The organism is Paenibacillus planticolens, from assembly GCF_013141725.1.
In the GTDB taxonomy this organism is placed as follows: Bacteria; Bacillota; Bacilli; order Paenibacillales; family NBRC-103111; genus Paenibacillus_E; species Paenibacillus_E planticolens.
In genome coordinates this window covers 1-25,705 of sequence record NZ_WHNZ01000071.1, presented here as the reverse complement: position 1 = coordinate 25,705, position 25,705 = coordinate 1, and the positions used below count along the sequence as shown (strand labels likewise).

The 25,705-nt window shown below is 44.1% G+C and carries 28 protein-coding genes, 1 rRNA gene and 1 riboswitch; of the genes, 21 read left to right on the top strand and 8 right to left on the bottom strand.

Features of this window, described 5'->3' with window-relative positions; all coding sequences use genetic code 11:
• Positions 1 to 14 precede the first annotated feature (14 nt).
• Together GC097_RS28565 and GC097_RS28560 are read left to right on the top strand one after the other, a co-directional pair.
• On the top strand, positions 15 to 758 hold the full coding sequence (locus tag GC097_RS28565; protein WP_171686676.1) for an ABC transporter ATP-binding protein: 744 nt from the start codon (positions 15 to 17) through the stop codon (positions 756 to 758).
• Positions 755 to 1,516 (top strand): ABC transporter permease, encoded by a 762-nt coding sequence (locus GC097_RS28560; RefSeq protein ID WP_171686675.1) that lies wholly within the window; start codon positions 755 to 757, stop codon positions 1,514 to 1,516. Before GC097_RS28565 ends, GC097_RS28560 begins: the two co-directional genes overlap by 4 nt.
• On the opposite strand, the gene GC097_RS28555 is transcribed toward GC097_RS28560, so the two are convergent.
• Positions 1,473 to 2,843 (bottom strand): HAMP domain-containing sensor histidine kinase, encoded by a 1,371-nt coding sequence (locus GC097_RS28555; RefSeq protein ID WP_171686674.1) that lies wholly within the window; start codon positions 2,841 to 2,843, stop codon positions 1,473 to 1,475. The two genes, GC097_RS28560 and GC097_RS28555, sit on opposite strands and share 44 nt — an antisense overlap.
• Positions 2,833 to 3,546 (bottom strand): response regulator transcription factor, encoded by a 714-nt coding sequence (locus GC097_RS28550; RefSeq protein ID WP_171686673.1) that lies wholly within the window; start codon positions 3,544 to 3,546, stop codon positions 2,833 to 2,835. Before GC097_RS28550 ends, GC097_RS28555 begins: the two co-directional genes overlap by 11 nt.
• Before the next feature lie 207 nt (positions 3,547 to 3,753).
• Here GC097_RS28550 and GC097_RS28545 point away from each other — a divergent pair, with 207 nt between their 5' ends.
• The 9 genes from GC097_RS28545 (at position 3,754) to GC097_RS28505 (ending at position 12,573) form a co-directional block, all read left to right on the top strand.
• The gene (locus GC097_RS28545) at positions 3,754 to 4,428 is read left to right on the top strand and encodes a response regulator transcription factor (RefSeq protein ID WP_171686672.1); all 675 of its coding nucleotides are present in this window, start codon (positions 3,754 to 3,756) and stop codon (positions 4,426 to 4,428) included.
• Positions 4,425 to 5,843 carry a HAMP domain-containing sensor histidine kinase gene (locus tag GC097_RS28540; protein WP_246294514.1) on the top strand — a complete coding sequence of 473 codons (1,419 nt, stop codon included), beginning with the start codon at positions 4,425 to 4,427 and terminating at the stop codon, positions 5,841 to 5,843. Before GC097_RS28545 ends, GC097_RS28540 begins: the two co-directional genes overlap by 4 nt.
• Positions 5,844 to 5,926: 83 nt before the next feature.
• Positions 5,927 to 6,559 carry an undecaprenyl-diphosphatase gene (locus GC097_RS28535; protein ID WP_246294513.1) on the top strand — a complete coding sequence of 211 codons (633 nt, stop codon included), beginning with the start codon at positions 5,927 to 5,929 and terminating at the stop codon, positions 6,557 to 6,559.
• A 204-nt stretch (positions 6,560 to 6,763) separates the two neighbouring features.
• Positions 6,764 to 7,687, top strand: a complete 924-nt coding sequence (locus GC097_RS28530) for a hypothetical protein (protein WP_171686671.1) — start codon at positions 6,764 to 6,766, stop codon at positions 7,685 to 7,687.
• A 78-nt stretch (positions 7,688 to 7,765) separates the two neighbouring features.
• Positions 7,766 to 8,503: an ABC transporter ATP-binding protein gene (locus GC097_RS28525; RefSeq protein ID WP_171686670.1), complete on the top strand. Its 738-nt coding sequence runs from the start codon at positions 7,766 to 7,768 to the stop codon at positions 8,501 to 8,503.
• Positions 8,496 to 9,242 carry an ABC transporter permease gene (locus GC097_RS28520; protein ID WP_171686669.1) on the top strand — a complete coding sequence of 249 codons (747 nt, stop codon included), beginning with the start codon at positions 8,496 to 8,498 and terminating at the stop codon, positions 9,240 to 9,242. The genes GC097_RS28525 and GC097_RS28520 overlap by 8 nt, the downstream gene beginning before the upstream one ends.
• Positions 9,243 to 9,258: 16 nt before the next feature.
• A complete protein-coding gene (locus GC097_RS28515; protein ID WP_171686668.1) occupies positions 9,259 to 10,737 on the top strand; it encodes a sensor histidine kinase in 1,479 nt (492 codons plus the stop codon).
• Positions 10,734 to 11,420 carry a response regulator transcription factor gene (locus GC097_RS28510; protein ID WP_171686667.1) on the top strand — a complete coding sequence of 229 codons (687 nt, stop codon included), beginning with the start codon at positions 10,734 to 10,736 and terminating at the stop codon, positions 11,418 to 11,420. Before GC097_RS28515 ends, GC097_RS28510 begins: the two co-directional genes overlap by 4 nt.
• Positions 11,421 to 11,454: 34 nt before the next feature.
• Positions 11,455 to 12,573, top strand: a complete 1,119-nt coding sequence (locus GC097_RS28505; RefSeq protein ID WP_171686666.1) for an MGDG synthase family glycosyltransferase — start codon at positions 11,455 to 11,457, stop codon at positions 12,571 to 12,573.
• 95 nt (positions 12,574 to 12,668) lie between these two features.
• Here the strand turns inward: GC097_RS28505 and GC097_RS28500 are convergent, their stop codons facing one another.
• Positions 12,669 to 13,181 (bottom strand): C40 family peptidase, encoded by a 513-nt coding sequence (locus GC097_RS28500; protein WP_171686727.1) that lies wholly within the window; start codon positions 13,179 to 13,181, stop codon positions 12,669 to 12,671.
• Positions 13,182 to 13,452: 271 nt separating this feature from the next.
• On the opposite strand from GC097_RS28500, the gene GC097_RS28495 reads away from it, so the two are divergent.
• Positions 13,453 to 14,058, top strand: a complete 606-nt coding sequence (locus GC097_RS28495) for a DedA family protein (RefSeq protein WP_171686665.1) — start codon at positions 13,453 to 13,455, stop codon at positions 14,056 to 14,058.
• A gap of 78 nt (positions 14,059 to 14,136) precedes the next feature.
• On the opposite strand, the gene GC097_RS28490 is transcribed toward GC097_RS28495, so the two are convergent.
• A complete protein-coding gene (locus tag GC097_RS28490) occupies positions 14,137 to 14,910 on the bottom strand; it encodes a YheC/YheD family protein (RefSeq protein WP_171686664.1) in 774 nt (257 codons plus the stop codon).
• Between the two features lie 248 nt (positions 14,911 to 15,158).
• On the opposite strand from GC097_RS28490, the gene GC097_RS28485 reads away from it, so the two are divergent.
• The 5 genes from GC097_RS28485 to GC097_RS28465 all read left to right on the top strand — a co-directional run bounded on the left by GC097_RS28485 (position 15,159) and on the right by GC097_RS28465 (position 19,556).
• Positions 15,159 to 15,482, top strand: a complete 324-nt coding sequence (locus GC097_RS28485) for a winged helix-turn-helix transcriptional regulator (protein ID WP_171686663.1) — start codon at positions 15,159 to 15,161, stop codon at positions 15,480 to 15,482.
• Positions 15,483 to 15,657: 175 nt separating this feature from the next.
• The gene (hxlA, locus tag GC097_RS28480; protein ID WP_171686662.1) at positions 15,658 to 16,293 is read left to right on the top strand and encodes a 3-hexulose-6-phosphate synthase; all 636 of its coding nucleotides are present in this window, start codon (positions 15,658 to 15,660) and stop codon (positions 16,291 to 16,293) included.
• A 5-nt stretch (positions 16,294 to 16,298) separates the two neighbouring features.
• Positions 16,299 to 16,856 carry a 6-phospho-3-hexuloisomerase gene (gene hxlB, locus GC097_RS28475; protein ID WP_171686661.1) on the top strand — a complete coding sequence of 186 codons (558 nt, stop codon included), beginning with the start codon at positions 16,299 to 16,301 and terminating at the stop codon, positions 16,854 to 16,856.
• A 176-nt stretch (positions 16,857 to 17,032) separates the two neighbouring features.
• Positions 17,033 to 17,118: riboswitch (cyclic di-GMP riboswitch) on the top strand.
• Positions 17,119 to 17,233: 115 nt separating this feature from the next.
• Complete coding sequence (locus tag GC097_RS28470) at positions 17,234 to 19,312, top strand: EAL domain-containing protein (RefSeq protein WP_171686660.1); 2,079 nt, start codon at positions 17,234 to 17,236, stop codon at positions 19,310 to 19,312.
• An 88-nt stretch (positions 19,313 to 19,400) separates the two neighbouring features.
• Positions 19,401 to 19,556, top strand: a complete 156-nt coding sequence (locus GC097_RS28465; RefSeq protein ID WP_216625931.1) for a DUF3934 domain-containing protein — start codon at positions 19,401 to 19,403, stop codon at positions 19,554 to 19,556.
• Between the two features lie 68 nt (positions 19,557 to 19,624).
• On the opposite strand, the gene GC097_RS28460 is transcribed toward GC097_RS28465, so the two are convergent.
• On the bottom strand, positions 19,625 to 19,837 hold the full coding sequence (locus GC097_RS28460) for an alpha/beta-type small acid-soluble spore protein (protein WP_171686659.1): 213 nt from the start codon (positions 19,835 to 19,837) through the stop codon (positions 19,625 to 19,627).
• 61 nt (positions 19,838 to 19,898) lie between these two features.
• On the opposite strand from GC097_RS28460, the gene GC097_RS28455 reads away from it, so the two are divergent.
• A complete protein-coding gene (locus tag GC097_RS28455; RefSeq protein ID WP_171686658.1) occupies positions 19,899 to 20,111 on the top strand; it encodes a hypothetical protein in 213 nt (70 codons plus the stop codon).
• Here GC097_RS28455 and GC097_RS28450 read toward each other — a convergent pair.
• Genes GC097_RS28450 through GC097_RS28440 form a run of 3 tightly spaced genes read right to left on the bottom strand, consistent with a single transcriptional unit; the run spans position 20,083 to position 24,148 of the window.
• Positions 20,083 to 21,378 carry a Ger(x)C family spore germination protein gene (locus GC097_RS28450; protein ID WP_246294519.1) on the bottom strand — a complete coding sequence of 432 codons (1,296 nt, stop codon included), beginning with the start codon at positions 21,376 to 21,378 and terminating at the stop codon, positions 20,083 to 20,085. The two genes, GC097_RS28455 and GC097_RS28450, sit on opposite strands and share 29 nt — an antisense overlap.
• 5 nt (positions 21,379 to 21,383) lie before the next feature.
• Positions 21,384 to 22,478, bottom strand: coding sequence for a GerAB/ArcD/ProY family transporter (locus tag GC097_RS28445; protein WP_171686656.1), 1,095 nt, complete (start codon positions 22,476 to 22,478; stop codon positions 21,384 to 21,386).
• Positions 22,475 to 24,148, bottom strand: a complete 1,674-nt coding sequence (locus GC097_RS28440) for a spore germination protein (protein WP_171686655.1) — start codon at positions 24,146 to 24,148, stop codon at positions 22,475 to 22,477. The genes GC097_RS28445 and GC097_RS28440 overlap by 4 nt, the downstream gene beginning before the upstream one ends.
• A gap of 128 nt (positions 24,149 to 24,276) precedes the next feature.
• On the opposite strand from GC097_RS28440, the gene GC097_RS28435 reads away from it, so the two are divergent.
• The 3 genes from GC097_RS28435 to GC097_RS28425 all read left to right on the top strand — a co-directional run.
• The gene (locus tag GC097_RS28435; protein ID WP_171686654.1) at positions 24,277 to 24,813 is read left to right on the top strand and encodes a hypothetical protein; all 537 of its coding nucleotides are present in this window, start codon (positions 24,277 to 24,279) and stop codon (positions 24,811 to 24,813) included.
• Positions 24,813 to 25,265 carry a GNAT family N-acetyltransferase gene (locus GC097_RS28430; RefSeq protein WP_171686653.1) on the top strand — a complete coding sequence of 151 codons (453 nt, stop codon included), beginning with the start codon at positions 24,813 to 24,815 and terminating at the stop codon, positions 25,263 to 25,265. Before GC097_RS28435 ends, GC097_RS28430 begins: the two co-directional genes overlap by 1 nt.
• A gap of 353 nt (positions 25,266 to 25,618) precedes the next feature.
• Positions 25,619 to 25,705 (top strand): 16S ribosomal RNA (locus GC097_RS28425); the annotation flags it as partial.

Below are 25,705 nucleotides of genomic sequence, written 5' to 3'. Positions count from 1 at the left end.
AAAGGGAACATGCAATGCTTGAAATTCATGATTTAGCTAAGCTTTCATACGATCAGGAAAATTCAAAATCTCCATACACATTTGCCGGTATTTCCGCACATATGCAGCAAGGAGAACGAATTTCTCTAATCGGTGCGTCCGGACAAGGCAAAAGCACACTTTTGCGCACATTGGCTTTGTTGAACACGCCTGATGAGGGAGATATGATTTATGAGCGGGCCTCTTTTCGAGAGGTGGGGCCACGACATTGGAGAAAACAAATTTGTTATGTTGCCCAGCAAGCCGTTATGCTGCCGGGCAGCATCGAGGACAATTTATGCGTGGCAAGCCGGCTGCACGGTCAGCCTTTTGACCGAAAGCTTGCAGACCAATTATTAGAGGCTTCGGGGCTTGAACATTTGGACATAAAAAAGCAAGCCAGCGATATGTCCGGTGGGGAAATGCAGCGAATTGCTCTGATTCGTTCCATGCTGTTGCGCCCAGGCGTGCTTCTTCTTGACGAGGTTACGTCATCATTGGACACGATTAGTACAAGGGCTGTAGAGAAATTGCTGCAGGGGTGGCATGCAAGTGAAGGAACAACACTGATTTGGGTTACACACGAGTTGGAACAAGCGGCACGTACCAGTGACCGGGTTTGGTATATGTCGAGTAACACTATTCTGGAAGATGCGCCCACTGCGGAATTTTTTCGAAAGCCGGCTACAGAGTCGGCAAGAACATTCATCCAGTACAACGAAAATGAGGTTCAGCCATGACATTGTTGTCCCTTAGCTTTACTTTGCTGTTTATTATGGCAACGATGCTAATTTCGTTTTGGCAGAAACTGGGGTTAGAAAAAGAAATCGCTATTGGCACGATCAGATCATCGTTGCAATTGCTATTTATCGGGTATGTCCTGCAGTATATTTTTCAAACCAATAATATTTGGTATTTATTGATCATCATTACTCTTATGATTTCCGTCGCATCATGGAACGCAGGCAAGCGAGGCGACGGAATGCGCGGAATCATTTGGCGGATCGCCTTTTCAATAACAACGATGGAGATCGTTATGATGGGTTTACTGCTGGGGCTGCATCTGATTCAACCGACTCCGCAATACATCATACCGCTTAGCGGGATGACGATCGGAAACGCCATGATTGTTTCAGGGTTGTTTGTTAACCAACTCAAAAGAGAAGTTCTGGCTTCGAGAGGCGAGATTGAAGCGTTATTATCGCTGGGAGCTACCGCAGGACAAGCCTTGCACGAAGTTAGAAAACGAGCGGTGAAATTCAGCATGATTCCGACGATCGACGGTATGAAGACGGTGGGCCTTGTCCAACTTCCCGGCATGATGACAGGAATGATCGTAGCAGGAGCCGAACCGGTTGAGGCCGTGCGCTACCAAATTTTAATCGTTTTCTCCTTTACCGGTTCTGCCGCTATTACTAGTATTCTTTTGAGCGTGCTCTGCTATAAGCTGGTGTTTACAAAGGATTTGCAGTTGAAATCATTTCGGGATAAGAGATAATAACCTCTGTACCTTTTTCGAGTTCACTGTGTATTTCAATGGTCCCTTGGTGTTGGTTGACGAGACGTTTAGCAATCGATAATCCTAAGCCTGAACCGCCCGTTTGCCGGTTTCTGGAACGGTCTACCCGATAGAATCGTTCGAAAACGAAAGGCAATTCCTCCGGTGGGATTCCGATTCCATCGTCCTTGATTCGAATGCTTATCGATGAATCTGTCTTGGTGAGATAGACTTCAATAAGCTGCTTGCCGTATTTCATCGCATTGTCCAGAATAATGAGGATCACTTGCTTCATTTTCATTTTGTCGGCTTCTATGATGAGATGATGTTCAGAAGAAATAAACCTGATTTCTTTGGAGGAAAGAGGCTGCAGCAGATGAATACTCTCTTTGCACAGAGCGGCAAGATCGAAACGGCTCATTGTGAGCTGCCCCTCATGCTCGAGGTCGGCTAATTCTAACAACTGATAAGTAACATGCTTCATTCGAATGCATTCCTCATGTATAGCGGTTAAGGCCTCCTTATGGAGGTCAATTTCCTCGAATCCCCATCTGCGAATTAACGAAGTATATCCTTCCAGAATCGTGAGCGACGTTTTGAATTCATGCGAGGCGTCCGAAATAAACTGTCTTTGTTTCTGCATGCTTGTCTCCACACGTTCCATCAAGTGATTGAATGTTTCGGATAATTGGTAAAGCTCATCCTTCGATTTATGATTCAATGGAAGTTTTTTGATTTGGAGATTCGTTTGGATCTCCTTCAACGTCTGAACCATGCGGGACAGCGGCATGAAGATCAGTTTGGACAATAAAAAACTTGCAGAAATAGAGATCAACATAGCTGTCAGCGTTACGACGCACATAATGCTGACTAAGCGGTATAAATTTTCTTTCAACTCGCTAGCTTCAGAGACGAGTTCCAACGTTCCGAGAATGTTCGCTCCTTGGCGAATCGGCGTTCGGACGATAAGTATGGTTTCATGATTCACTTCTTGCGAGTAAGATTCCGGGGAATCGGTATGTTTGGGAGGAACGACGAAAAATTCGAAAGTATGGGAAGCCAGGTTGATCACCTCTGAAGATCGATCGAGCGTCCGGATCATGGTGTGGTCAGGGAGGTACTTCCTTAGAATACGAGTATTGCCTTCTTGGAGCAATTCGGTTGGACTCGTATTTTCGAGAATGATATTCGCTGCACTCTCCAGAGTTGCGATTTCCTCCTCTTTCTCCATTCTGGCATAGAGAACATAGATAGCGAAGGTGAGAGGAAGCAGAATACTGATTAACCATACAAAAGACAGTAAAGAGGCTTTTGTTTTAATCTTCATCTCCGCTCACCTCCAAACAGTATCCGGTACCGCGAATTGTTTTAATTACGGGGTACGGGGCCAGCAGCTTTTTACGCAAGTATCTGATATAGACATCGACCAAATTCGAATTTCCCAAAAAATCGTATCCCCATACATCGTTCATAATCTGTTCGCGGCTAAGAACCTCATTCTGATGCTCAATGAAATAGAGTAGAAGTTCAAATTCTTTTGGCGTCAAATCGATATTCTTACCGTACTGCATCACTTGTCTTGTTCTAAGATTTATCGTCGTTTCTTTCAAAGAATAAGCCATGAAATCATGATGTTTAAGGTCTTTCCCCGTGTCATGCAATCGTTTATGATGGCGGATGCAGGCACGAATCCGAGCCAGCAGCTCCTCCATGTGAAAGGGTTTGGTGACATAATCATGTCCCCCCAAGTCAAATCCATTCACAATATCCTCCGTAGTCTTACAGGCGGTTACGACAATAATCGGCGTCTCGTTGTTCGCGGCACGGAATGCCTTAATGAGTTCAAAACCATTATGAACAGGCAGTAAAATATCGAGCAGGATGAGATCCCACAATCCTTGCGATGCTTTCTGCAGCCCTTCGGAACCATCCATAGCTATCTCGACTGTATATCCGGCGTGCGTAAGCTCTAGTTGCAGCAGCCGCGCTATTTTCTCCTCATCCTCAATGACCAGTATGTTATTTGCCATCCATAGCACCCTTTTCTAGCGGATATATAGGTCACGCGCCTTCATACATCTTATGCGTGCAAAAAGTTGGTTGTTCGTCGCGAAGGCTTTTGAATAGAAAGACACCTTAGTCTTCAGACTAGATGGTAACTATGTTTGGATGATTTCTCATTATTTTCTCATCCATTTGACTTATAATTAGAAAAATAACGCTTAGGGGAGATGGCTATGAAGAGAGTACTGCTCATTGAAGATGAAAAAAACATGGCCCGGTTCATTCAATTGGAATTGGAGCATGAATCGTTTGACGTGCACTCGGCTTACGACGGGAAAACGGGGTTGGACTTGGCCCTTCAAGATAACTGGGACTTAATATTGCTTGATGTGATGCTTCCGGGACTAAACGGAATTGAGGTCTGCCGGCGCATTCGCGCTGCCAAGAAGACTCCGATCTTGATGTTGACAGCCAGGGACAGCGTTGTTGATCGCGTCTCGGGCTTAGACAGCGGAGCCGATGATTATATGCCTAAGCCATTCGCCATTGAGGAATTGTTGGCGCGGGTAAGAGCTATTTTCCGGCGTATGGAGTTGGATGGAAATGGGCCGCATTCGTTGCTTTCTTTTCATGATATTACGGTGGATACGGATGCGCGCATTGTTTATAAGGATAAAAACATTGTTGAGCTGACGAAGCGTGAATTCGATCTCTTAGTGATGTTCATGAAAAACATTAATCTGGTGCTGACGCGTGATATGCTATTGGATCATGTGTGGGGGTATGATTCTTTGGTGGAGACGAACGTTGTCGATGTGTATGTCCGATATTTGCGGAATAAGCTGGATCAAGCTGGCGATAACAGTTTCATTCAAACGGTCCGGGGAATCGGATACGTCCTGCGATGATGGAACGAGTCTTGCGTTTTATTCGGCAGCTCCCCATTAAGTGGAAGCTCATGTTAGGAGCAACCACGCTCATTTTCCTTTTATTTGCGACGTATAATTTTGCCCAATATCTTGTTCTCAAGCAGTGGATGATGAACCAGGAGCGGGACAAAATTCAAGTTAGCATGGCACAGCTGCAAGACTATTTTCAGGAAAAATATAAGACGGACGATGCTTTTCAAATTGCGGAAAGCCGTGCTTATATTGAGAAAATGATGGGGAAAAATCAATTCGTGCGCATCATTGGCAAGGAGGGTGAACCTCTTCTAACGGTTTCCAATCATTTTAATGAAAATTGGGTTACACCGAAGCCGGTCATTGTGCCGGAGCTATTCGACACGACTCCTAATGAAGATCACGTTCTTATTTATCGAAGTCCAATCCAAACAGCAAAATTCGTTGGAACCATAGAGCTGGCTAGCAACTTAGAAACGTTTGACCATTTTAGCACGACATTATTGTGGGTGATGCTGATCGGCGGGGTGCTGGCGATTTTCATTAGCGCACTCAGCGGTTTAGCTCTTGCGAGGCAATTCATGCATCCTATCCGGGCACTAACCTCCGCCATTCGGAGCGTCAAAGAGAAAGGCCTCACGGAACGCGTAAGCAACATACAAAACGGTGATGAATTATCCAGTTTAGCGCAGCTGTTTAATGGATTAATGAATCAACTGGAAATCTCTTTTCGTCAGCAAAAGCAATTTGTAGAAGATGCCTCGCACGAGTTGAGGACACCGATTACGATTATGGAAGGCCACTTGTCTCTATTAAATCGTTGGGGCAAATCGAATCCAGAGGTCTTAGAAGAATCCTTGCAGGCTTCACTTCAAGAAATACGGCGAATGAAAGGGCTCGTCCAAGAACTGCTAACGCTTACGAGAGTCGAATCTCAACTTCTGACTGAAAATCATAATCCCATTTCGCCGGTTCCTCTCATTCTGGAGACGCTGGAAAGATTTAAGGTCCTCCATGCCGAGTTTGAATTTCAAGCGAATACAGAGAAAATGGAAGATGTTCTGATCTCTATAAGTCCGCTGCATCTAGAGCAGATTCTCTTAATCGTACTGGATAACGCTGTAAAGTATTCGACGAATGACAAAAGGATCGCTGTGGAGGGAGAGCGCTTGAAAAATGACGTGCAAATTACAGTGCGAGATTATGGCATCGGTATCCCGCAGGCGGATTTGCCCTATGTGTTTGACCGGTTTTACCGGGTAGATAAGGCAAGAAACTCGGAGATCGCAGGTACTGGACTAGGGTTATCCATTGCCAAGCAGTTTGTAAGCAATTATCAAGGTGAAATGACCATCCATAGCGAGGAGAACAAGGGGACAACCGTAAGCATCAAACTGCCTGTGAGCCAATCTGTTCAATAAAATAGGATTTCTCATGTTCTTCTCATCTTCATCATGTAAAGTCATTGTAAATGCCGCTGCCGGGCATTTAGTACAAAAAAAGGATGATGAAGATGGATTTTTCACAGGTGGATTATCAATGGTTTCAAACCATTAATCAATTAGGAGATACAATAGCTGTTCTGAACCCAATCATGCGTTTTTTTGCCTCTTATGCGGAATATGTGTTTTATTTGGGGATTGTCCTGTATTGGTTTACGAGGCAAGAAGTGAAGCGCCGAATGGTGGGCGAAGCCATCATAGCCGCATGCGCAGCATTCGCTTTCGGCGGACTGCTTTCGCACTTCTTCTACCGGGACCGGCCGTTTGTCGCCCATCAAATCATTCAACTGATCGCGCATCCGGCGAATGCCTCCTTTCCGAGCGATCACGCGATCGGGGCTTTCGTAATCGCTACTTCCATTTGGATATACCGGAGAAAAGACGGGAAGATCTGGCTTGCACTAGCAGCATGCATCGCTTTCTCAAGAATCTGGACAGGGGTTCACTATCCGTCTGATGTTTTGGCCGGAGCCTTGATCGGCAGCACGGCCGCGGTTCTCGTCCATCAATTATTTAAGCGCTCGACATTGGCGCAGAAAGTGATGATGACCGTCATCCAGGGGTATGAAACCGTCGAGTCCAAGATTTGGCGCAGGAACAGGGCGACCTCTTCGGTGAGCAAGAAATCCGTTTAGTTTCTAAACGGATTTTTCTTTTGACAAACGCGCTCCTCCCAATGGGAAGACGAAGTCGTTTTTCCTTGTTTGTGGGCAGAGAGTTAAGAAAGATTTAAGAAACGGTTCACAAGCGTTTCATTTTTAATGACTATGATGTTGTTGTAAGCCCATTAAGGAGAGATTTGAGATTCATTCAAAGATCCCTGAGAAGGAGAGGAAATCATGAAGAAGAAATGGTTAATGTTAGGCAGCGCTGTAGGAGTTAGCGGTATTGTCATGGTGACAACCGGGTTTAGTGCATTGGCGAGTACATCGGGGTATGACGCATATAAATCCGCGCTTAAGAACACCAAAACGGTTCAAAATGTAGCTGTACAAGCGGCTGCAGCCTTGCAAGATAACGGCAGCGTGCTTGTAAGTGCAAATGGAAGCTTCAAGATGAGCCTAGATACGGAAACGGCGAGCGGAAATGCAGAAGTTGTAGCAAACGGTACGCCGCAATCACTCATTTTCTATAAGCAAAAGGATCAAACCGTACTTAAATCTAGCGCCAGCGATGTGTATTTTGTGAAACAAGAAGGTGCGAAGAAGCATAAAGACGAGAAAAAGCTGAATGAGACAGAAATTCCTCAGCAAGTAGAAACGGTTATTGATGCTCTAGTCGGTAATCTGAAGGACTTCGTTGCCGTTGATGCGAACTCGGACGGAACGAAAGAAATTGCCATTCAGCTGGATAACGCTCAAATTCCTGCCGTAGTTAATGCTTTAGCGCCAATTGCGATAAAGGAAGCAACGAAGGCAGAGAACGACGGCGAGAAGAAGGATGATACGGCAGACGCAAATAAGCTGCCATTCCAAGAAGATTTCCTGAAAAATGCAGCTCCACAGTTAACGCAAGATATTAAAATTGAAAAAGTATCGATAAAGGCAACGGTAAATGCTAGCAATTATATCACTCATCAAGAAGCGGATTTAACGATCTCCGGTAAAGATGACAGCGGAGCTGCGCATCAAGTGAACCTTCACCTTCAAGCGGATTTGTCCGGCTTTAACAGCACGTCGCCTGAAACCATTGATCTTGCCGGTAAAACCGTACAAACGTTGAAGCAAGATCACCACGGAAAACAACACGGCAATAACGAGTAGTTGATTGTAAGGTAATAGCAGATAGGCTTTCTTATTGTGAGCCTATCTGCTATATCTCTTATGAAAAGAGGAGTCTAAATGGACATCATTTTAGAAACGGCTCATTTGACAAAAGTGTATGGCAACAATAGAGGAATTCATGATATGAGTTTGCAGCTGCATGAAGGTGACGTATATGGCTTACTCGGGCCGAATGGCGCTGGCAAAACAACATTTCTTAAGCTGATAACCGGTTTGATACGTCCTGATCAAGGAACGATTTCTTTGTTTAATGCCAATCTGGCTGAACAGTTCGAACAAGGTATGCAGCATGTTGGCAGCATGATAGAATCGGCGGATTTTCATGAGTTTCTAACCGCTTGGCAGTACTTAGAACTCGTCGCTCGGTTCTATCCTGCAGTCACTCCAAAGCGGATAGAAGAAGTCCTGGATCTTGTCGGCCTGCTCAAAGTTCGCAAAGAGAAAATAAAAGGTTATTCGACAGGGATGAAACAAAAACTCGCGCTTGCGGCGGCTATCCTGCCGGAACCGAAGTTTGTCATTTTGGATGAGCCTACGAATGGTTTGGATATCGAAGGAACCGTCATGTTTCGGAAGTTAATTAAACAGCTGTCCGAAGAAAAAGGGACGTCATTCTTAATCTCTAGTCATATGATTCACGAGCTGGAGCAGCTGTGTAATCGGGTGGGCATCGTTGTAGAGGGACATTTGAAAAAAGAGGGATACGTATCCGAGCTGCTGAAAAGCAATCAATCCTTAGAACAGTTTTATATTGATGAATTACAGCTTTCCAAGGAGGAGAAAGATTGTGCATAAATGGCGCGCGGGTTACTTCAATGAGCTCTATTTGCTGTTGTATCGGAAAAAAGTCGTTATGTTTGCTATATTTTCACTGATTCTTCCGGTCTTGCTGGCCATTTCACTGAGCGCCTTAAAGCCCGTCCTGGGGCTTATTGCCGTAAGCCAGTCCTTTCCGATCGAGATGTTAACTATTTATACAAGCATATGGATTCCGCTTTTTATCTTAACGATTACCGGTGATTTGTTTCCGGGTGAAGTGGCGACTAGAACGTTGAAACTTGCCTTGCTGCGTCCGAATTCACGCTTTCAAGTATTCGGCACGAAAGTTGCTGCTCTAGGCACGGGTATAGCCGGAATTTTGATTTTGCTTGGAATAATTACGTTTATTTGCAATATTTTTGCGGGAACATCCGCCAGATTCGTCGAATCTGTTCATATGATCGAGGCATATGCCGCGGCTTTTGTATCCATGATTGCTTTGTCCGCTATGTTTGTATTCGTTTCTCAGTTTTTCAAAAGCGCGAGCAGCTTTATGGTCTTTTCGCTCGTGTTATATGCGGCGGCCAAAATGGCTCCGTTCTTGCTCAGCTCCATTGCTGCTTTTTCGCCTGCTTCTTATACGAATTGGCATATGTTATGGCTCAGTCAAACCGTTTCCGCGGGTAAGCTTATGACAAGTTTGCTGTTCCTTCTTTCCAGCTGCATGTTGTTCTTGGCACTTGGCTACTATAGATTTGATCGAAAAGAAGTCTAAAAACGGGGAATCACTCATGTCTATTCGTCTGAAATTATTGCTTTCCTACGCAGCCATGCTGCTAATACCACTCGTTATGATGATGATTACGGCTGTTCTTTTAGTCGTTGTATTTCGCGGCGACTTTCAAAGTATCCGGGATCAACTGCATACAGGTGTCGGACTATTCGAAAATCAGAATGTGGAGCATACGTTTAAAGACCTGAAGCGAACATCGGAGAAGAATCCGTCTATCCTAGCGGAAGCAACGTATCTAGCAGATGTTGATCAAGAGCTGCAGCTAAATAATTCGAAGCTTGTTGTACGCAAGAATAATACGTTTGTCTATGTTTCTCCAACCTTGCAAGGGACGAACATCCTTCAGCAGCTGCCTGCTTTCAAACATCCCGGGCATCCGGAACGAGAAGATGCGAAGCGGTATGGGAAAGAATTGTTGGAGGTTAATTCCTTCGATTTTTATGATTCGGAACAACAGCCAGGCAGTGTTTTCATCGTGACGAAAGTGAATCCGATCGTTAATTTTACGCAAAAGTTTTTTCCCGCTCTTTTTATCACATTACTGATCATTTTGATACTTACGCACTCGCTGCTTACTTATTTTGTTTCAAGAAGCATCATCCAACCGCTGCAGAAGCTAAAGAATGCTATGAAAAGAATTCAATCGGGCGACTTGGAATTCCAGGTGCAGATCACAAGTAAGGATGAAATCGGTCAGCTCAGCATAGCATTTGAACAAATGCGCCAACAATTGCATGAGTCCATCCAGACTCAAATTCAGTATGAAGAGAACCGCAAAGAACTTATTTCCAACATCTCACACGACATCAGGACTCCACTTACAGCCATTAGAGGCTATGTAGACGGGTTAGGCGATGGCATTGCCGATACACCGGATAAGCAAAGAAAATATATTGAAATCATATCGTCCAAAGCGGAAGAGATGGATCATTTAATCGATGAATTATTTCTGTATTCCAAACTGGACTTGAAACGAGTTCCATTTCTTTTTGAAATCGTTGATTTCGGATCATTTTTAGGGGACTGGTCAGAAGAACTTGATTTTGAACTTGGCAAACAAGGCGTTCATTATAAGTCGGAAATCGCGTTGGAGCGGCAGATACAGGTCTCTATTGATCGGGATAAAATAAGACGCGTCTTTTCTAATATTATGGACAACTGCTTGAAATATATGAATAAAACCGAGAAGCGAATTACTTTGCAGGCCAGAACGACGGGATCACATGTCGTCATTGAAATTGCAGATAACGGTGCAGGTGTGAATGCCGAGGCGCTGCCTCATATCTTTGACCGTTTTTACCGGGCAGACCCATCCAGAAACAGCAACAATGGCGGGAGCGGGCTGGGATTAGCGATCTCGAAACAAATGATCGAAGGGCATGGAGGGACGATTGAAGCGAAAAGTGTGAAAGGCGAAGGGACTTGTCTGACAATCAATTTGCCACTCAGAAGGCATAAAGACGGTGAACATTTATGAAAAAGATATTAATCGTAGAAGACGAACAACTGATTGCTGAGCTGGAAAGAGACTATTTGGAAGTGAGCGGCTATAAAGCTGATATTGCGACGGATGGCGAGCAAGGGTTGAAGCTGGGACTCAGTGGAGAATATGATTTAATCATTCTAGATGTTATGCTCCCGTTAATAAACGGTTTTGAGGTGTGCAAGCAAGTACGCGAGAAATATCAAATTCCGATTCTGATGGTTACGGCCAAAAAAGAAGATATTGATTTGATTCGCGGTCTTGGTTTGGGAGCGGATGATTATATTACGAAGCCTTTTAAACCCGGAGAGCTTGTGGCTAGAGTCAAAGCGCATATGGCACGGTATGAGCGATTAATAGGAACGAAAGAAAACAAGGAAGAAATTCGTATACACGGACTTTTAATCGATTACGGTTCCCGCCGGGTTTTCGTTCATGAACAGGAAATGAACCTGACCACGAAGGAATTTGATTTGCTTTATTTTTTGGCCATCAATCCAAATCGTGTGTACAGCAAGGACCACCTCTTTGAACGTATTTGGGGATTTGATGCAATGGGAGATTCACAGACGGTGACGGTGCATATACGTAAATTAAGAGAAAAGATAGAAATAGACCCCTCCAACTCTCAATTCATTGAAACGGTCTGGGGAGCCGGTTATCGTTTCCGATTATAACAAAGCATATGACGAAAGGTGGTTTCTCTTAAACATGAGTATGAATCCTAGCGTATTAATTCTTACCGCCAGCTATGGCAACGGGCATCTTCAAGCGTCCAAAGCGCTGCTGCAGCAATGTTTGAAGCAAGGTATCGAACATGTCAAAATCGTCGATCTTATGAAAGAAGGCCACCCCGTCATCAATCTCATTACAACATCGCTTGTTAACCAAAGCACCAAAAGTTCACGCATAGGTCTCGACTATTATGGCTGGAGCTACTACTTAACCCGCGAATCCAAGAGGACCGCACTATTCCAGAGATCCATGACCTTTCTGGGCAAAAAGAAGTTAAGAGAACTTATTCATAAAGAGCGGCCTAATGTCGTTGTAAATACGTTTCCGTTCGGAGCATCGCCGGATGTGTGCAGTTCAATGGGCATAAGAAATGTCACGATACTTACGGATTATGCCTTACATGCCAGTTGGCTGCATCCGAATGTGGATAAATATTATGTAGCCACGGATGAGCTGAAACAGCAAATCATTTTCAAAGGGATCAGTAAAGAGCGCATTGAGGTAAGCGGAATTCCCGTACGGCAAGAGTTCGCAAGGTCGATGAGCACCGCGGATACGCATCCAAAGAAAATCATCCTGATTATGGCGTCAGACAGCGGGGTCAACAGCTATATTGAGGATATGATTACGAGCCTGTCCTATTTGGAACATTGTCAGTTGGTCGTTGTTTGTGGCCGCAATGAGAAGCTGATGCTTAGACTTAAAGACCATTTTGCCGCTTCTATGGGGGTTACTATTCTTGGGTATGTAGACAATATTCATGAATGGATGTCTCGGGCAACTTGCATTGTAACTAAGGCAGGAGGGTTAACGTTGACGGAAGCGATTGTCCAGCATCTGCCGATCTTCATCTATAAGCCCTATGCCGGGCAGGAAAAGGAAAATGCCTTATATCTTACGAGTCGTGGAATTGCTTCGATTTCCGTTCATTTGGAACAATTAACTTATAAAATAAACGCGTTAATAAGGAATCCCAGCTTGCAGGAAGAAATCAGGGAACGTATGAGAGCATTGCAGCGGAGCCAAGCTGCTGAACACATCGTAACTGATATGATGCATAGCATGAATGAGCGCGCCCTTTCGCTTTCGATTTAGGTTATAATCGCCAAAAAACCTCCTTCAAAATCATAGAAGGAGGTTTTTTTGGGGATGAAAAGATGATCAATTAGTTACACTAGTGGTAATGAGCTTTAGTTAATAACGCGGCGGGCTGTTTTGTAGTTTCTGCTCCACCAACCGGAGTTCATATCAGAAATCGTAACGCCAGGACTGCCGTACGTGTGCAGAATTTTTCCATTCCCTATATAGATACCAACATGGTGAATAGGGGAATAGAAGAAGACTAGGTCTCCGGGTTGAAGCTGACTTCTGGGAACATAGGTGCCTACCTGTGATTGCTGCTTAGATGAACGAGGGAGATTGATCCCATTCTTGCCATATACATATTGTGTAAAAGACGAACAATCAAAGGTATTTGTTCGGCCTTTCTGAGATCCGAATGAATATTTTACCCCAAGGTATTGTTCACCTGTAGAGATAATGCTGTTGGCTTTCCCTGACACAGCTGTAGAAGCTGCTGTTATTGAAGCCGTGCTGTTCGCTGCATGCGCGGATTGCGTTCCGACGAAAAGGTTCGCTGAGGCAAGTAAGGATACACTAAGTGTAATTCCTAATAGCGATTTACTAAGGCGGTTCTTTTTCATGTTGTTCATGATTGGACATCCTCCTTCAGGATCGTGTTTTAGGCTTCCACCTGGGATAACCTTACCACATCCGGAATGACCTATAGATTACCAATCGGGGAGAAACACTAGGGTAGATCATGCTCGGAGGACGATAATTAGAAAACCGTGAGAATCTGATGAGCAAAAAGACCTTGACAACAAGCGTGGAATGAAAATCATTTTTCTCATCTTCCTCTCATGCTCTTCTTTCTTAATTGTGATACGATCAATATGAGGTAGGTGAAGAAAGATGAATCATCATTCCATGATCACATTAATCAGCCATTACGGATATGCGGGCATATTTGTTTTACTTTTCATTGGAATCGTAGGCTTACCGCTGCCGATCGAGATTATCCTTTTAGGTGCAGGCTATATAGCGGTTAAAGCCAATCTTCATATAGGCGGTATTATCGGCTTTGCTTGGCTTGGAGCTAGCGCAGGGATGACACTTAATTATCTGCTTGGACAAAGTATTGGTTTGAAGCGAATCAGCAAAGTAACCAAATGGATTCATATTTCCGAGAGCCGTTTGGAGAAGTGGGCGGAGCAGTTTAAAAAGTATGGTGCGATTGTGCTTCTGATTGGTTATTATGTAGCTGGGTTAAGGCATGCGGCTCCCTTCATTGCAGGGGCAACGAAAATGCGGTATATCAAATTTATGTGTATTTCTTATGTTGGTGCCTTGGCTTGGATATTAGTCATTGTTCTACTCGGCCAAAAACTGGATAAAGCTTGGCGCCACTTCCATATACACTTCCATCATCCCTTATGGCTCATTGTCGCGGCGGGTATAGCCGCCATTGGCTTAATGGGAGTAAAGCGGATGGCTGCGCAGCGGCGGCTCTCCCGATAAAACACAAATAAACACCTCCAAATTCACCGGGTAATCGGGATTGGAGGTGTTTTAATTTGATGCGAAATCTACCTTGAATTATTTGCGCCGCCGTCTGGCAGGCAAAAATCGGCCGTTTGACCTCGCAAAGCGCAGCACTTTGAAGAACATTTTTTTCTCTTTCAGTTGATTGAATATAAAGGGATCTGGTGATGTGTTCACTTCTAATACCCATGGCTTCAATTTTTTGTCGACTCCATAATCAATACCGATTTCCTTGAATCCAGGATAAACTTTCTGGTAATGCACGGCGATTTTATAGCTCAGCTGACGCAAGAATGTGATATAATCATGTTTTTTCCGGTTTTGTAAGTAGGAGCCCAGCAGTAATTCTAATGGCAGCGGTTTGCCGCTATTATGAAAGTTCGTCACGATTTTGCGCGGATGAGCAACCCGGCCGATATATCCGGTAGCTTCCCAAGATTGTTTCGGGTTTTTCTGGACCATGATGCGTATATCGAATATTCGATTGTGATGAGTCAACAGGTGAATGCCTTGTTGGATCAGATAGGTCCTGTTTAACTTGGACTTGTTTAGCGCAGTGAATAACCCTTGAAACGTAGGAAAAGTTCTTCTGGTTTGTCCGTTTTGAAAGCTGTAATGCTTAGTTTTCTCTACGCGGATAACGCCATTGCCAGCAGAGCCAGTCGTTGGCTTGACATAAACCATCTTATGTTTATTTAGCATCGTAAGCAGATTTGCTTGATTGTAGATTTTTGTATCAGGGACAAAATTCCGAAGTTCTTTGTTCAATAAGAGAGCCTTTGTTTTGACCCATTTACTGCTTATTGATCTCCCACGGTACGCTGACATGACAGCACCTCATTTTGGAAATTTACTAAACATACCTCATACTGATTTGTTTATTATCATATTCCAATTGAGCTGATTGACATGGAGTAAAGTCTAGACGGCAAAATTAAAAAAAATTCATAGGTTTGGATCTTGGCTGTTTGCAACTGAAAGTTGCGCCAATTATTATGAAGAAACATGCAATTATCGGCAAGTACCTATTTTTAAGTGAGAGAGTATCAAATCGTATACGAAGGAGTCGTTACCCTATGGGAGATCAACGCTTTAAGAGCTCGGTAGAAATGACCTTGAAAGTAATTGGCGGCAAATGGAAGCTGGTCATTCTATGCCATCTGATGGATGGCGTCAAACGCTTTGGCGAATTAAAACGGGGGATGCCTGATATCACGCAAAAAATGCTAACCCAACAGCTTCGTGAATTAGAGGATGACGGCATTATCCATCGGAAGGTCTTCGTTCAAGTGCCTCCGAAAGTCGAGTATTCCTTAACGGAATATGGCCAAACGATGGAGGTAGTGCTGCATGTGATGGCCGATTGGGGCGAGAAACATCAGGAACGAATTGAAGTTTAAACGAGTTATGCTCGGATTTGGAACTATCACGAATTTACTTATGGGATAGCCTCCTTCTTGTCGTTCATAGTATCCAAATGGGTACTACGTCACCAAATAGTGCGTACTTCCTTTTTGAAAAGTATCGGCGTACAATAGGCTCCGTGAACAACATAATAGAAGGAGTGACTCATCCATGGAACTTCAATTAGCGTTAGATCTTGTCAACATCCCACAAGCCAAACAATTGGTGAAAGAAGTGGAACCTTATGTAGATATCGTCGAAATTGGCACCCCGGTTGTCATTAATGAGGGGCTTCGCGCCGTTAAGGAAATCAAAGAAGCTTTTCCAAACTTGAGAGTGTTGGCTGACTTGAAAATTATGGACGCTGCCGGTTATGAAGTCATGAAAGCATCCGAGGCAGGAGCGGACATTATTACCGTATTGGGAGCTTCGGAAGACATGACGATCAAAGGCGCTGTAGAAGAAGCGCGGAAACAAGGCAAACAAATCTTGGTGGACATGATCTCCGTGAAAAATCTTGAGCAGCGTGCGCAAGAAATCGACGCACTTGGCGTGGATTATATCTGTGTGCATACAGGTTATGACCTGCAGGCTGTAGGTAAAAACTCATTTGAAGATCTACTGACGATCAAACGTGTCGTCAAACAGGCCAAAACAGCAATTGCTGGAGGCATTAAATTAAGTACGCTGCCGGAAGTCATCAAAGCGAGTCCAGATCTTGTTATTGTCGGTGGAGGGATTACCGGACAAGAAGACAAGCAGGCCGCTGCCGCTGAGATGCAGAAATTGATTAAACAAGGATCTTAATGCCGATGAGAACGAATGAGTATGCAGCTGTCATCCTTGAGGAGCTGCAGCAGGCAGCCCACCGATTGGATGCCGTACAAGCTGATCTGCTTGTAGAGCGAATACTGGCATCCAGAAAGGTTTTTCTAGCCGGGGCCGGCAGATCCGGCTTGATGGCCAAAGCTTTTGCCATGAGGCTGATGCACATGGGCATGGACGCTTACGTTGTGGGAGAGACGATCACGCCTAACATAACAGCGAGCGACATGCTCATCATCGCATCAGGTTCCGGAGAAACCAGAAGTCTCATATCCATGGGGGAGAAAGCCAAAAGCTTGCAAGCCACTGTCGCGGCAGTGACGATATTCCCGGAATCAACGATTGGGCAGCTGGCGGATCTAACGGTCAAGCTCCCCGGCTCTCCCAAAGATAAGTCGAATAGCCAGTACTCCACGATACAGCCTATGGGCTCGTTATTTGAGCAGACTCTTTTGTTATTTTTTGACGCGGTCATTCTGCGGTTAATGGAGAAAAAAGGGTATGATTCCACGACCCTGTTTGACCGTCATGCCAATTTGGAATAATCAGCATAGATCCCAAAACGATCTCATTCAAGTCCACTCGTGCAACCGCACAGAGTGGACTTTTTTTATTAGGGGATGTCAATAATATGGCGTATGATCTATGAGAATAGTCATGCTATATTGTAATAATGGGAAAAAAGACCTAATATAGTAATGACATATTCATGCAGTTTTCTAATTGATAAAGGCAAACCCATTAAAAAATGGGGACGCAAAGCTATAGGGACTAAAGGAGTCAATCCCATGTCAGCCAGCTACCGATATACCACTTCAACTTTGTGTCGTCCAACAAAAGTGGCTTGCTCGGTAAGTATACGAGTAAGCTGCTTTTTTTTGCAAGCTATAAATACTAGAAGATATAAGGTGATGGTACATAAATGAAATTATTTAAAAAGAACTCATCAAAAAAAGATCCTGAAGATCACAATAATCATCAAATTGATCTGCCGTCAAGCGAATCGATTCTCGAAAATATTACGAATGGTTTTCTTATATTAGACCGTAATTGGCGCTTAAAATATACCAATAAGTCCATGGAGTACTTTGTAAGAAAAACACGCGACGAACTTATTGGGCATAATATTTGGGATGTACTCCCCGAGGCAGTAGGCACCAAGTTTTATCATAATTATCATAAGGCGATGGCAGAGCAAATTCCCGTTATTTTTGAGGATTACTATGAACCGACAAAAGAATGGCTCGAGATTAGCGTTTTCCCGTCTGAAGAAGGTTTAATTGGATACGCATTCAATATTACGGAGCGAAAGAATCATGAGCAAATTATTGAACATATGGCTTATCATGATTATTTAACCGACTTGCCTAATCGCAGATTTTTTGAAAAAAAACTAGAACAATTCATCGAGCAAGCGAATGAAAAACAATACGTCATAGCACTTATTTATATCGACATGGATAGATTTCAAAATATAAACGATACGCTTGGACACGGTTTGGGAGATCAATTGATCAAGGAATTTTCGGTTAGATTGGTTCAATATATAGATGATAAAGGTTTCGTTGCCCGTTTAGGGGGGGATGAATTTGCCGTCGTGCTGGACAAGCAGTTCGATAACAAGGAAGAAGTGGAGAAGCTTGCGGACAGCATCATTAAACATATTGAAGCAAGCCCTTTTCTGAATGATGATTATGAGCATTATATTACGGCTAGTTTAGGTATTAGCTTTTACCCACAGCATGGAATGGATGCGCAAACATTGGTGAAAAATGCAGATATAGCCCTCTACCGGTCAAAAGAAAAAGGAGGAAATCGATGTACGTTTTATAACCCCATCATGGATATTGACAGTTTCAAAAGATTCACATTGGAAAAAGATCTCCGGTTAGCCATCCATGACAATAAGCTGGAATTGTATTTTCAACCGCGAATTGATTTGAAATCAGGGAAAATTGTGAGTGCGGAATCTTTGGTCCGTTGGAACCATCCGGAATGGGGAATGCTATCACCGGCGGAATTTATCCCCCTGGCAGAGGACACGGGCCTAATTCTTCCTCTTACGCATTGGGTAGAGCTGACCGTTTGCAGTCTGATCACATCCTGGCAAGCAGAGGGGATTTCTTATGTGCCAATTTCGATTAATGTATCTGCCCGTCAGTTTTTATCCAAAAATTTCATCCAAAGTTTAAAGCAAATACTACAGGAAACACAAGTTGACGGCCATTGGCTCGAAATCGAAATCACCGAAACATCTATCCTGGAAAATCAAAAATTAGTTGAGTCAACCATTTCAGAGCTAAAGACACTCGGCATTAAAGTTTCTTTAGATGACTTTGGTACAGGCTATTCTTCGCTTGCTTATTTAACGCAGTACAACGCTGATGTATTGAAAATTGACAAGTATTTTATTCGCGATGTAACAACCAACCCTTCTAATGCTGCGGTTGTAAAATCCATTATCCATTTGGCTCAAGGTTTAGGGCTGAAAGTTGTTGCTGAGGGTGTCGAAACAATGGATCAACTGACGTTTTTAAAACAATATGAATGTGATGAAATCCAAGGATACCTATTTAGCAAACCAGTCCCGGTTACAGAATTTAAAAAACTACTAGCGAAAGAAGTGCTCATTCCTAGTGAAATAAATCAACGGATTGAAACAGACACTAGGCAGAACTATTTTCAGGATCATCTTATTTTCCCAATAAGCTCACAAATGACGATCATTAAAATCAAAGACAAAGTGCTGAGTTTAGGGAAGACAGAGGTGCTGATTGAAGAAATTGGGGCTCAAGGACTTCATTTCTTAACTCATTTAGCTTTAGCGGTAAGTAAAGACATTATTTTTGAATTTGAGATCGAGGTTTTCACTGAAGTCATCCGTGTATATGGCTATATCGTTTGGAAGGAAGAAGTAGAGAATAACAGGAACCGGTATGGTTTGGAATTCACGAAAGATGACAATGACCACCTTCATCACCTGGTTCAATTATTAATGTAGATGGACGAACCTATGTCTCTGCGTTTAGACTGGATAAAGGTAAGAGGCAATTTACCGAGGAATCTATGAAGGCAACGGAGTGATCGAAATGAGTAAAGGCAAGGGAACTGGCAGAGGAACGGATAAAAAAGGATGGAACAGATGGCAGGTAAGTGCCAACAGAGCAAAGAGCGCGCCCAAACCGTATAAAAGCAAAGGTTTAAAAAAAGGCGATGACAACATAACAACAGGCAGCAAAACCTAATTCCGGGATAATCATAAAAAAAGCAAAGTCGCCGGGAGCCTCCCAGGCGACTTTACTTTTTACAACGATTAGCGGCTGTAGCCTTGTAATTGCTGCTCCGCAATTTGGACAAGACGTCTCGTAATGTTGCCACCTATGGAACCTGCATCACGCGTAGCGAGGTTTCCATTGTAGCCGTTTGGTTGAAGTTGAATGCCCAACTCTTGAGCAACTTCATATTTCATTTGGTTCAGAGCCGCTTTTGCTTGAGGTACTACTAAAGTATTGTTGTTGTTAGCCATGATCTGATCACTCCTTCTTTTGGTGTAATCGTAGTTTGTGGAGTGTAAGGAAGTCTTATACATGAATAAACATTTATCTGAAAACAGCCAACACGGTAGGGAGAAAAAGGGTCATGCCAGCAAGCAGAGCGATGCCAACCGCTCCTCGATAGTTTCTCTGTTTCCAGAGCGAAGGGGCAAGACTTCCGATATAGACGCTGCCCCAAAGAGAAAAGAATGCGGCTGGACCAAAATGAGTAAGGATCTCAATCACGCGACGCATCTCCCTCAATAGCAGGACCTACTTGGTCACCGTACCTGCGCATTTTAAAGCTGACGTTCGCCTCATATTCAACGTCCTTAATATGTTCTCTCCAGTTGAAGTCTTCCCATTCTTTGAGGGTGGAGAAAGTCGATTTGAGATAGTTGTTGATTCGGAAACAATCGCTTTCCCATTTATGCAGCAGCTTGCTTATCAATTGGTTGGATTGTTCCAGCAGTTGTTTTTGAACTAAGCTTTCCAATTTCTTGGTGTTCTCGGGCTTTGTGAAGTCTACTTTGGATTGAACGCTAACCAAGTCTCCTTCCATGTCGATATCAAAGTCTATATGAACTTTGTCATTTTTCCGCTGTACATGCATGCGGGTCTGTTTCTCAGGGCTTACGATCATGCTGATATTCAGGCTGCTGTCCGACGGGTCAGGGAAATCCCAAATGGACTTCTTAAAACTGCCGGTTAGCATATTCAGGATAAGTGTCTCTGAACCGTCAAGGAAGCCTGCGAGTTTACTGCCCTTATATATCGCGGAGCCATAGAACTCTAGAGGAATCTCACCATACCTTCGTATTTTGCCGGCATTTTGTTTTCCAATGATGGGTTGCGAAGTGCCGGAGCTTGAAGAATCGCTTCCCTCAGATGGTATCTGGGAAAGACCCTTTCGGATATCGAGCCGAGGAGAGGCTTGAATTGTAATGGCTCCGGTTCCAGCCGATTCAATATCCAAGATGAAGTCGTTGAAGCGGGATTTGATCGGGATCAGGGAGCCCATATCATTGGGATCCAATTCGAGCTCAATCCAGAGACTAATATCGGTTTCTGTGGTCGGCAATATGTTTTGAATAAAGGTTTCTGCATCGCCCCGTGTCGTCATCACATACATTGAGCGGCGAAATTCACGATTGCGTACAACTTCGCTCAGAATCGGCATGAGACCTGTGCGGGCGATACTTTCGCCAAAAATAAATGCTTTTGCATGAATAAGCGTCAGCCTGCGAGCGATAAAACTTTGACTTGCTACTAAGGCTGATGCGATATTTGAGCTTTCCACCGTGTACACGGTAATTAATTTTTTATTGGTGGGACTTTGACTGCCTCCGCCGGCCGCATTCACGGGTTTGGGCACAGCAAGAGCAAAAGTGAACAAGTAATCGTTCTTAGGACCCGGATCTACGCCAATTGCGACAATGAAAGCCATGTTCTCAGGATCAACCCGGTCCCAGCAGCCGGACAGCAGCGGTACCGACAGTGCCAGGATGAGCATCATTTTCAGCGTTCGTACCATGCTCTTCACGTCTTTCTCCGCCTATTTCGCACTTCGCCTACGATCCATGTAAGGATAGGCAGGCATATGGAAATAATAGCCCCATATTTGCGCAGCAGCTCTGTATCCCAAGCTATTGCGGTCATTTCGCTTTTCGGCGTCAGTGAGAGACTGAAGGCAAGAATGGAAAGCGGAAAGATCAGCGGTTGATGCGTGGGAAGCCGCAGTATTTGTGCTAATGTAGAGGAGCTGCAATAAAGGCCTATGGCCAGCTTGATGACCGTACATAGCAGCCAAACAACCAGAAACAACACTTCAACCCGCTGAATCCAGCGTCCGAAATTAATAATACGGCTGATTTCGAAAAGCGGAGTGTTAATCCTTGAAAGGGTAGGGTATGGAAATACATAAAGGCTGACAATCATTACACATAAGAAAACGAAGGAAGAAATGGTTAAACACCACCAGGCAGTGCGTGCCCATTCCGTTTCTTTCCGCATTTTTGGCATCAGATAGCCGAGAACTAGAAGTTCGGAAAATAATGAGCTCTTAACAAGCCCCATTTGAAATACCCGGGATTTGCCCGTTCCCCAGAAAGGGGCTAAGGCATTTGGCTCTGTATGCGTATACAGTCCCCCCAGAAGCAGCACAACGATGCTGGCCAGGACCAGACCAATAAAAAACCAAGATATTCGTCCGATCGTTTCAATCCCATAAAAAGCCACGAAGGAGATGGGAATGAGCAAAGACAACATGGTCACGTTCAAAGGGGTTCTTGGCAGGATATCCGTTGCCAGTATTTCTGAAAATTCACGAAGCACGATAAACGTGATCAAAAAAAAGAAGAAGAAGTAGGCTAAATTAATCAAATTACCCAGATAAGGGCCTAAAATCTCTTCGGTCGCTGTGATGAGCGAGGATCCCTTGCGTCCGTTGCTGATCACGCCGCGGATACCCCACCAAGACAAGGGACTGAGCAGCGCGCTGATGAGAACGATGATCCAGGCAGCTGTTCCTCCCAGTTCAGCCATGGAGCGGGGAAAGGGCAGGAATATTTTGGTGATGATAAATAGGATTCCTATGGAAGATGCCTCACGAACCCCAATGTGATGCTGTCTCACGTTTGATCCTCCTCTAGCTTAAGTGATGCGCTTGGACTTTCGGTTGGCGAATCGGTCGTCTTGCGAAGAATTTTGGGCCGAATGGAAAATGGCCGGAACTTCTGCTTGGTTATGGCTCCCCGGATTAACGTATCGTCGCTCTGCCGATGGGGGGTGATCGGTGAAAGCAATGGCACGCCAAAAGAGTGGGTTGATGCCCGGTAGGACAGAAACAGGATCGAGACCAGGACAACACCGACCAAACCGAGAAAAGAAGCGGACAACAAATAAATAAAGCGCAGGATCCGTGAGGCAAACTGCAAATTGTAGTTCGGAATTGTGTAGGAGGCCAAAGCTGTCGTAGCTGTGATTATAACTACGATCGGACTGACAATATTTGCTTGCACCGCTGCTTGGCCAAGAATTAACGCACCGACGATGCCGATGGTCGGACCAATGACACTCGGTATCCGTACGCCTGCTTCGCGAATCAGTTCGAACATGCTTTCCAGCATAAAAGCTTCTGCCGCAACCGGAATCGGTACAGTCTCCCGAGTACCGGCAATAGCGGTAATCAGGGGAGTCGGAATCATTTCTTGATGGTAATTGGCGATTCCCACATAAATCGCGGGTAAATATAACGACAGAAAGTACCCGATCATTCGAATAATGCGTATAAAACTGCCATAGGTCCACCGGAGGTTAGCATCCTCTGCGGTTTGCAGAAAGAGGGGGAGATTGGCAGGAACAATCAGAGCAAAAGGAGAATTGTCGACAATGATGCTGACATAGCCTTCTGCAATTTGTGCCGCCGCTCGATCCGGCCTTTCTGTGCTCATGACCGTAGGAAACAAGGAATTAGGGCGGTCCTCGATGAATTGTTCAATCGTACCGCTATCGCTGATGTAATCGTACTGGATACCAGTTATCCGCTTCCGCGTTTCTGCGACAACTTCGGCGTTGGCAATCGATTTCAAATAGACGATAGCAACTTCGGTTTGCGAAAGAGTTCCCACTTGCTGCCATTCCACCATGAGGTCTGAAGTGCGAAGTCTTCGCCGGATCATGGACAAATTCGTTTGGATATCGTCGGTAAACCCTTCAAGAGATCCGCGGACAACGGTTTCAGTAATCGGTTTATCGATGCTCTTTTTTTCCCAACCTTTGATTTCCGCAATAACGGCTGTATCCAATCCGTCGACGAAAATGGCTGCAAAGCCCATCAGAATATAGTTTTCAATATTGATGCACGTATTTGAGGCGGTGACCTGACCTTCCGTTACGATTTCCTCAATAAGCGAAGTTGCATCAAAGGATATAACGTCGTCCATTATGTCCAGCGTAATTAAAGGCACTAACACGGTGGCGTTTAAATGTTCCCAGTCTACTTGTCCGTCTATGTAGATGACGGCGGCTTGAAAGGATGAGCGTCCGAGCTTAAACCGGCGAACAACAAGACCTTTGCTTTGAGGATAGGAAAAACGCTGCTTAAACCAAACGATATTGGTTTGGAGATGAGACGACAGATAACCGGGGTCTGCTTTGACGGCGTCCTGAGGTGTGGCCATTTCGGGAACATCGCCGTTTGCTTGAGCATCCGGCTCGTCGCCCCATCCTCCTATAGAGAAAGCATTTTTATCCGAAGACAAATCCGCAATGATATATTTTTTGAGTGCTTTCCATCTGCTCATATGTCCGACTCCTGTAGCAGCAAGCTAGTTGGTTGATTTGCGTAACATTCCCAATTAACGGGAAAATTATGTGCGTTTTGCGTGAGGTACGGAGCGCCTATCTTTTTAAAATTTGAGGAGGATTGCGAATGGAGACGCTGTTGGATTCCTTTTTACAAGAGTTAATGGACAAATATAAAGCTTTGAATATCCCCCATAAATTTTCGTTACTGGAAGCCGATCGCATTTTAAAGGAAAAATATTTGGCTGTCGAGCTGGATAAAAAGGAGTTTGAGGATCTAAAAGGCGACATCCATGTCTGTTACGAAAATATCAGCAAGTGTTATACCATTCATAATGAAGAAGTCCTTAACCGCTTATACAGTGCCAAAGAAAAAATCTCCCATTTTATAATGATTGAATTTTTAAAAAAGCAAACTTTTCATCACGAGGATATGGAGAAGGATAAAGCGGAAATGTGGCTTGAAATGCAGCAGGGAAAAAGAATAAACGTTATCCTTGAAAGCGAAAACGAATATATCACTAGCTTTACGCTACAGGGAGGAAGCGACAAATTGCTTAATGAGCTTATTGTATTTAAGGGAATTGATGCAGATAAATGTTCACTGGATAATCAAGAGTATCTATACTATCTTCAAGCTTTGACGCAGGCAGGATATCTATAATGGAGATTAGAAAACTGAATGCAAACGAAAATCACCCAATGGAACTGTTGTTATTAGCAGACCCTTCCCGGCAGCTTGTGGAGGAATACGTCAAACGGGGAGACTGTTTTGTTGCAGAAGAAGACAATCGATGTACGGGCACTTATGTGCTTTTGCCTACAAGACCTGAGACCGTTGAACTGGTGAACATTGCAGTTGTGGAAGAGATGCAGGGGAGAGGGATAGGGAAGCAGCTGGTCTTACATGCAATTCAGACAGCCAAGACAAGAGGATATAAAACAATTGAGATCGGCACAGGAAACTCAAGCATAGGGCAATTAGCCTTATATCAAAAGTGTGGCTTTCGAATTGTTGGCGTTGATCTGGACTTTTTCATACGACACTACGATGAAGAGATTTATGAGAACGGCATACAGTGCAGGGATATGATTCGATTGAGTCAGGATTTATGATACAAAAGAAAGGCGCAGTGGTCCGATGGAAGCTGCAAATGAAAAGTACTTGTTTTACGTAGACGTACATGGTATATTATGAAACCTGTCTTATTGCATGTTGATTTGACAGGTTGAATACCACGAAAAATTAATTTTAAAAAAGTACTTGCAAAAGAAAAAACAACATGGTATATTACTTCTCGCTGCTTCGGTAACGCGGCAGTGAGCGAAAGACATTGATCTTTGAAAACTGAACAACGAGTGAGTAAGCACAGTCGAGTAATCGACTATAAATGAGATGAATAATCTCGCTAGCAAGTCAATGAGTACAAATCAACAACCCTTAGGGGCCCTCGGAAAGTCGGGGAAACTTTATGGAGAGTTTGATCCTGGCTCAGGACGAACGCTGGCGGCGTGCCTAATACATGCAAGTCGAGCGGATTCATCCTTCGGGATGA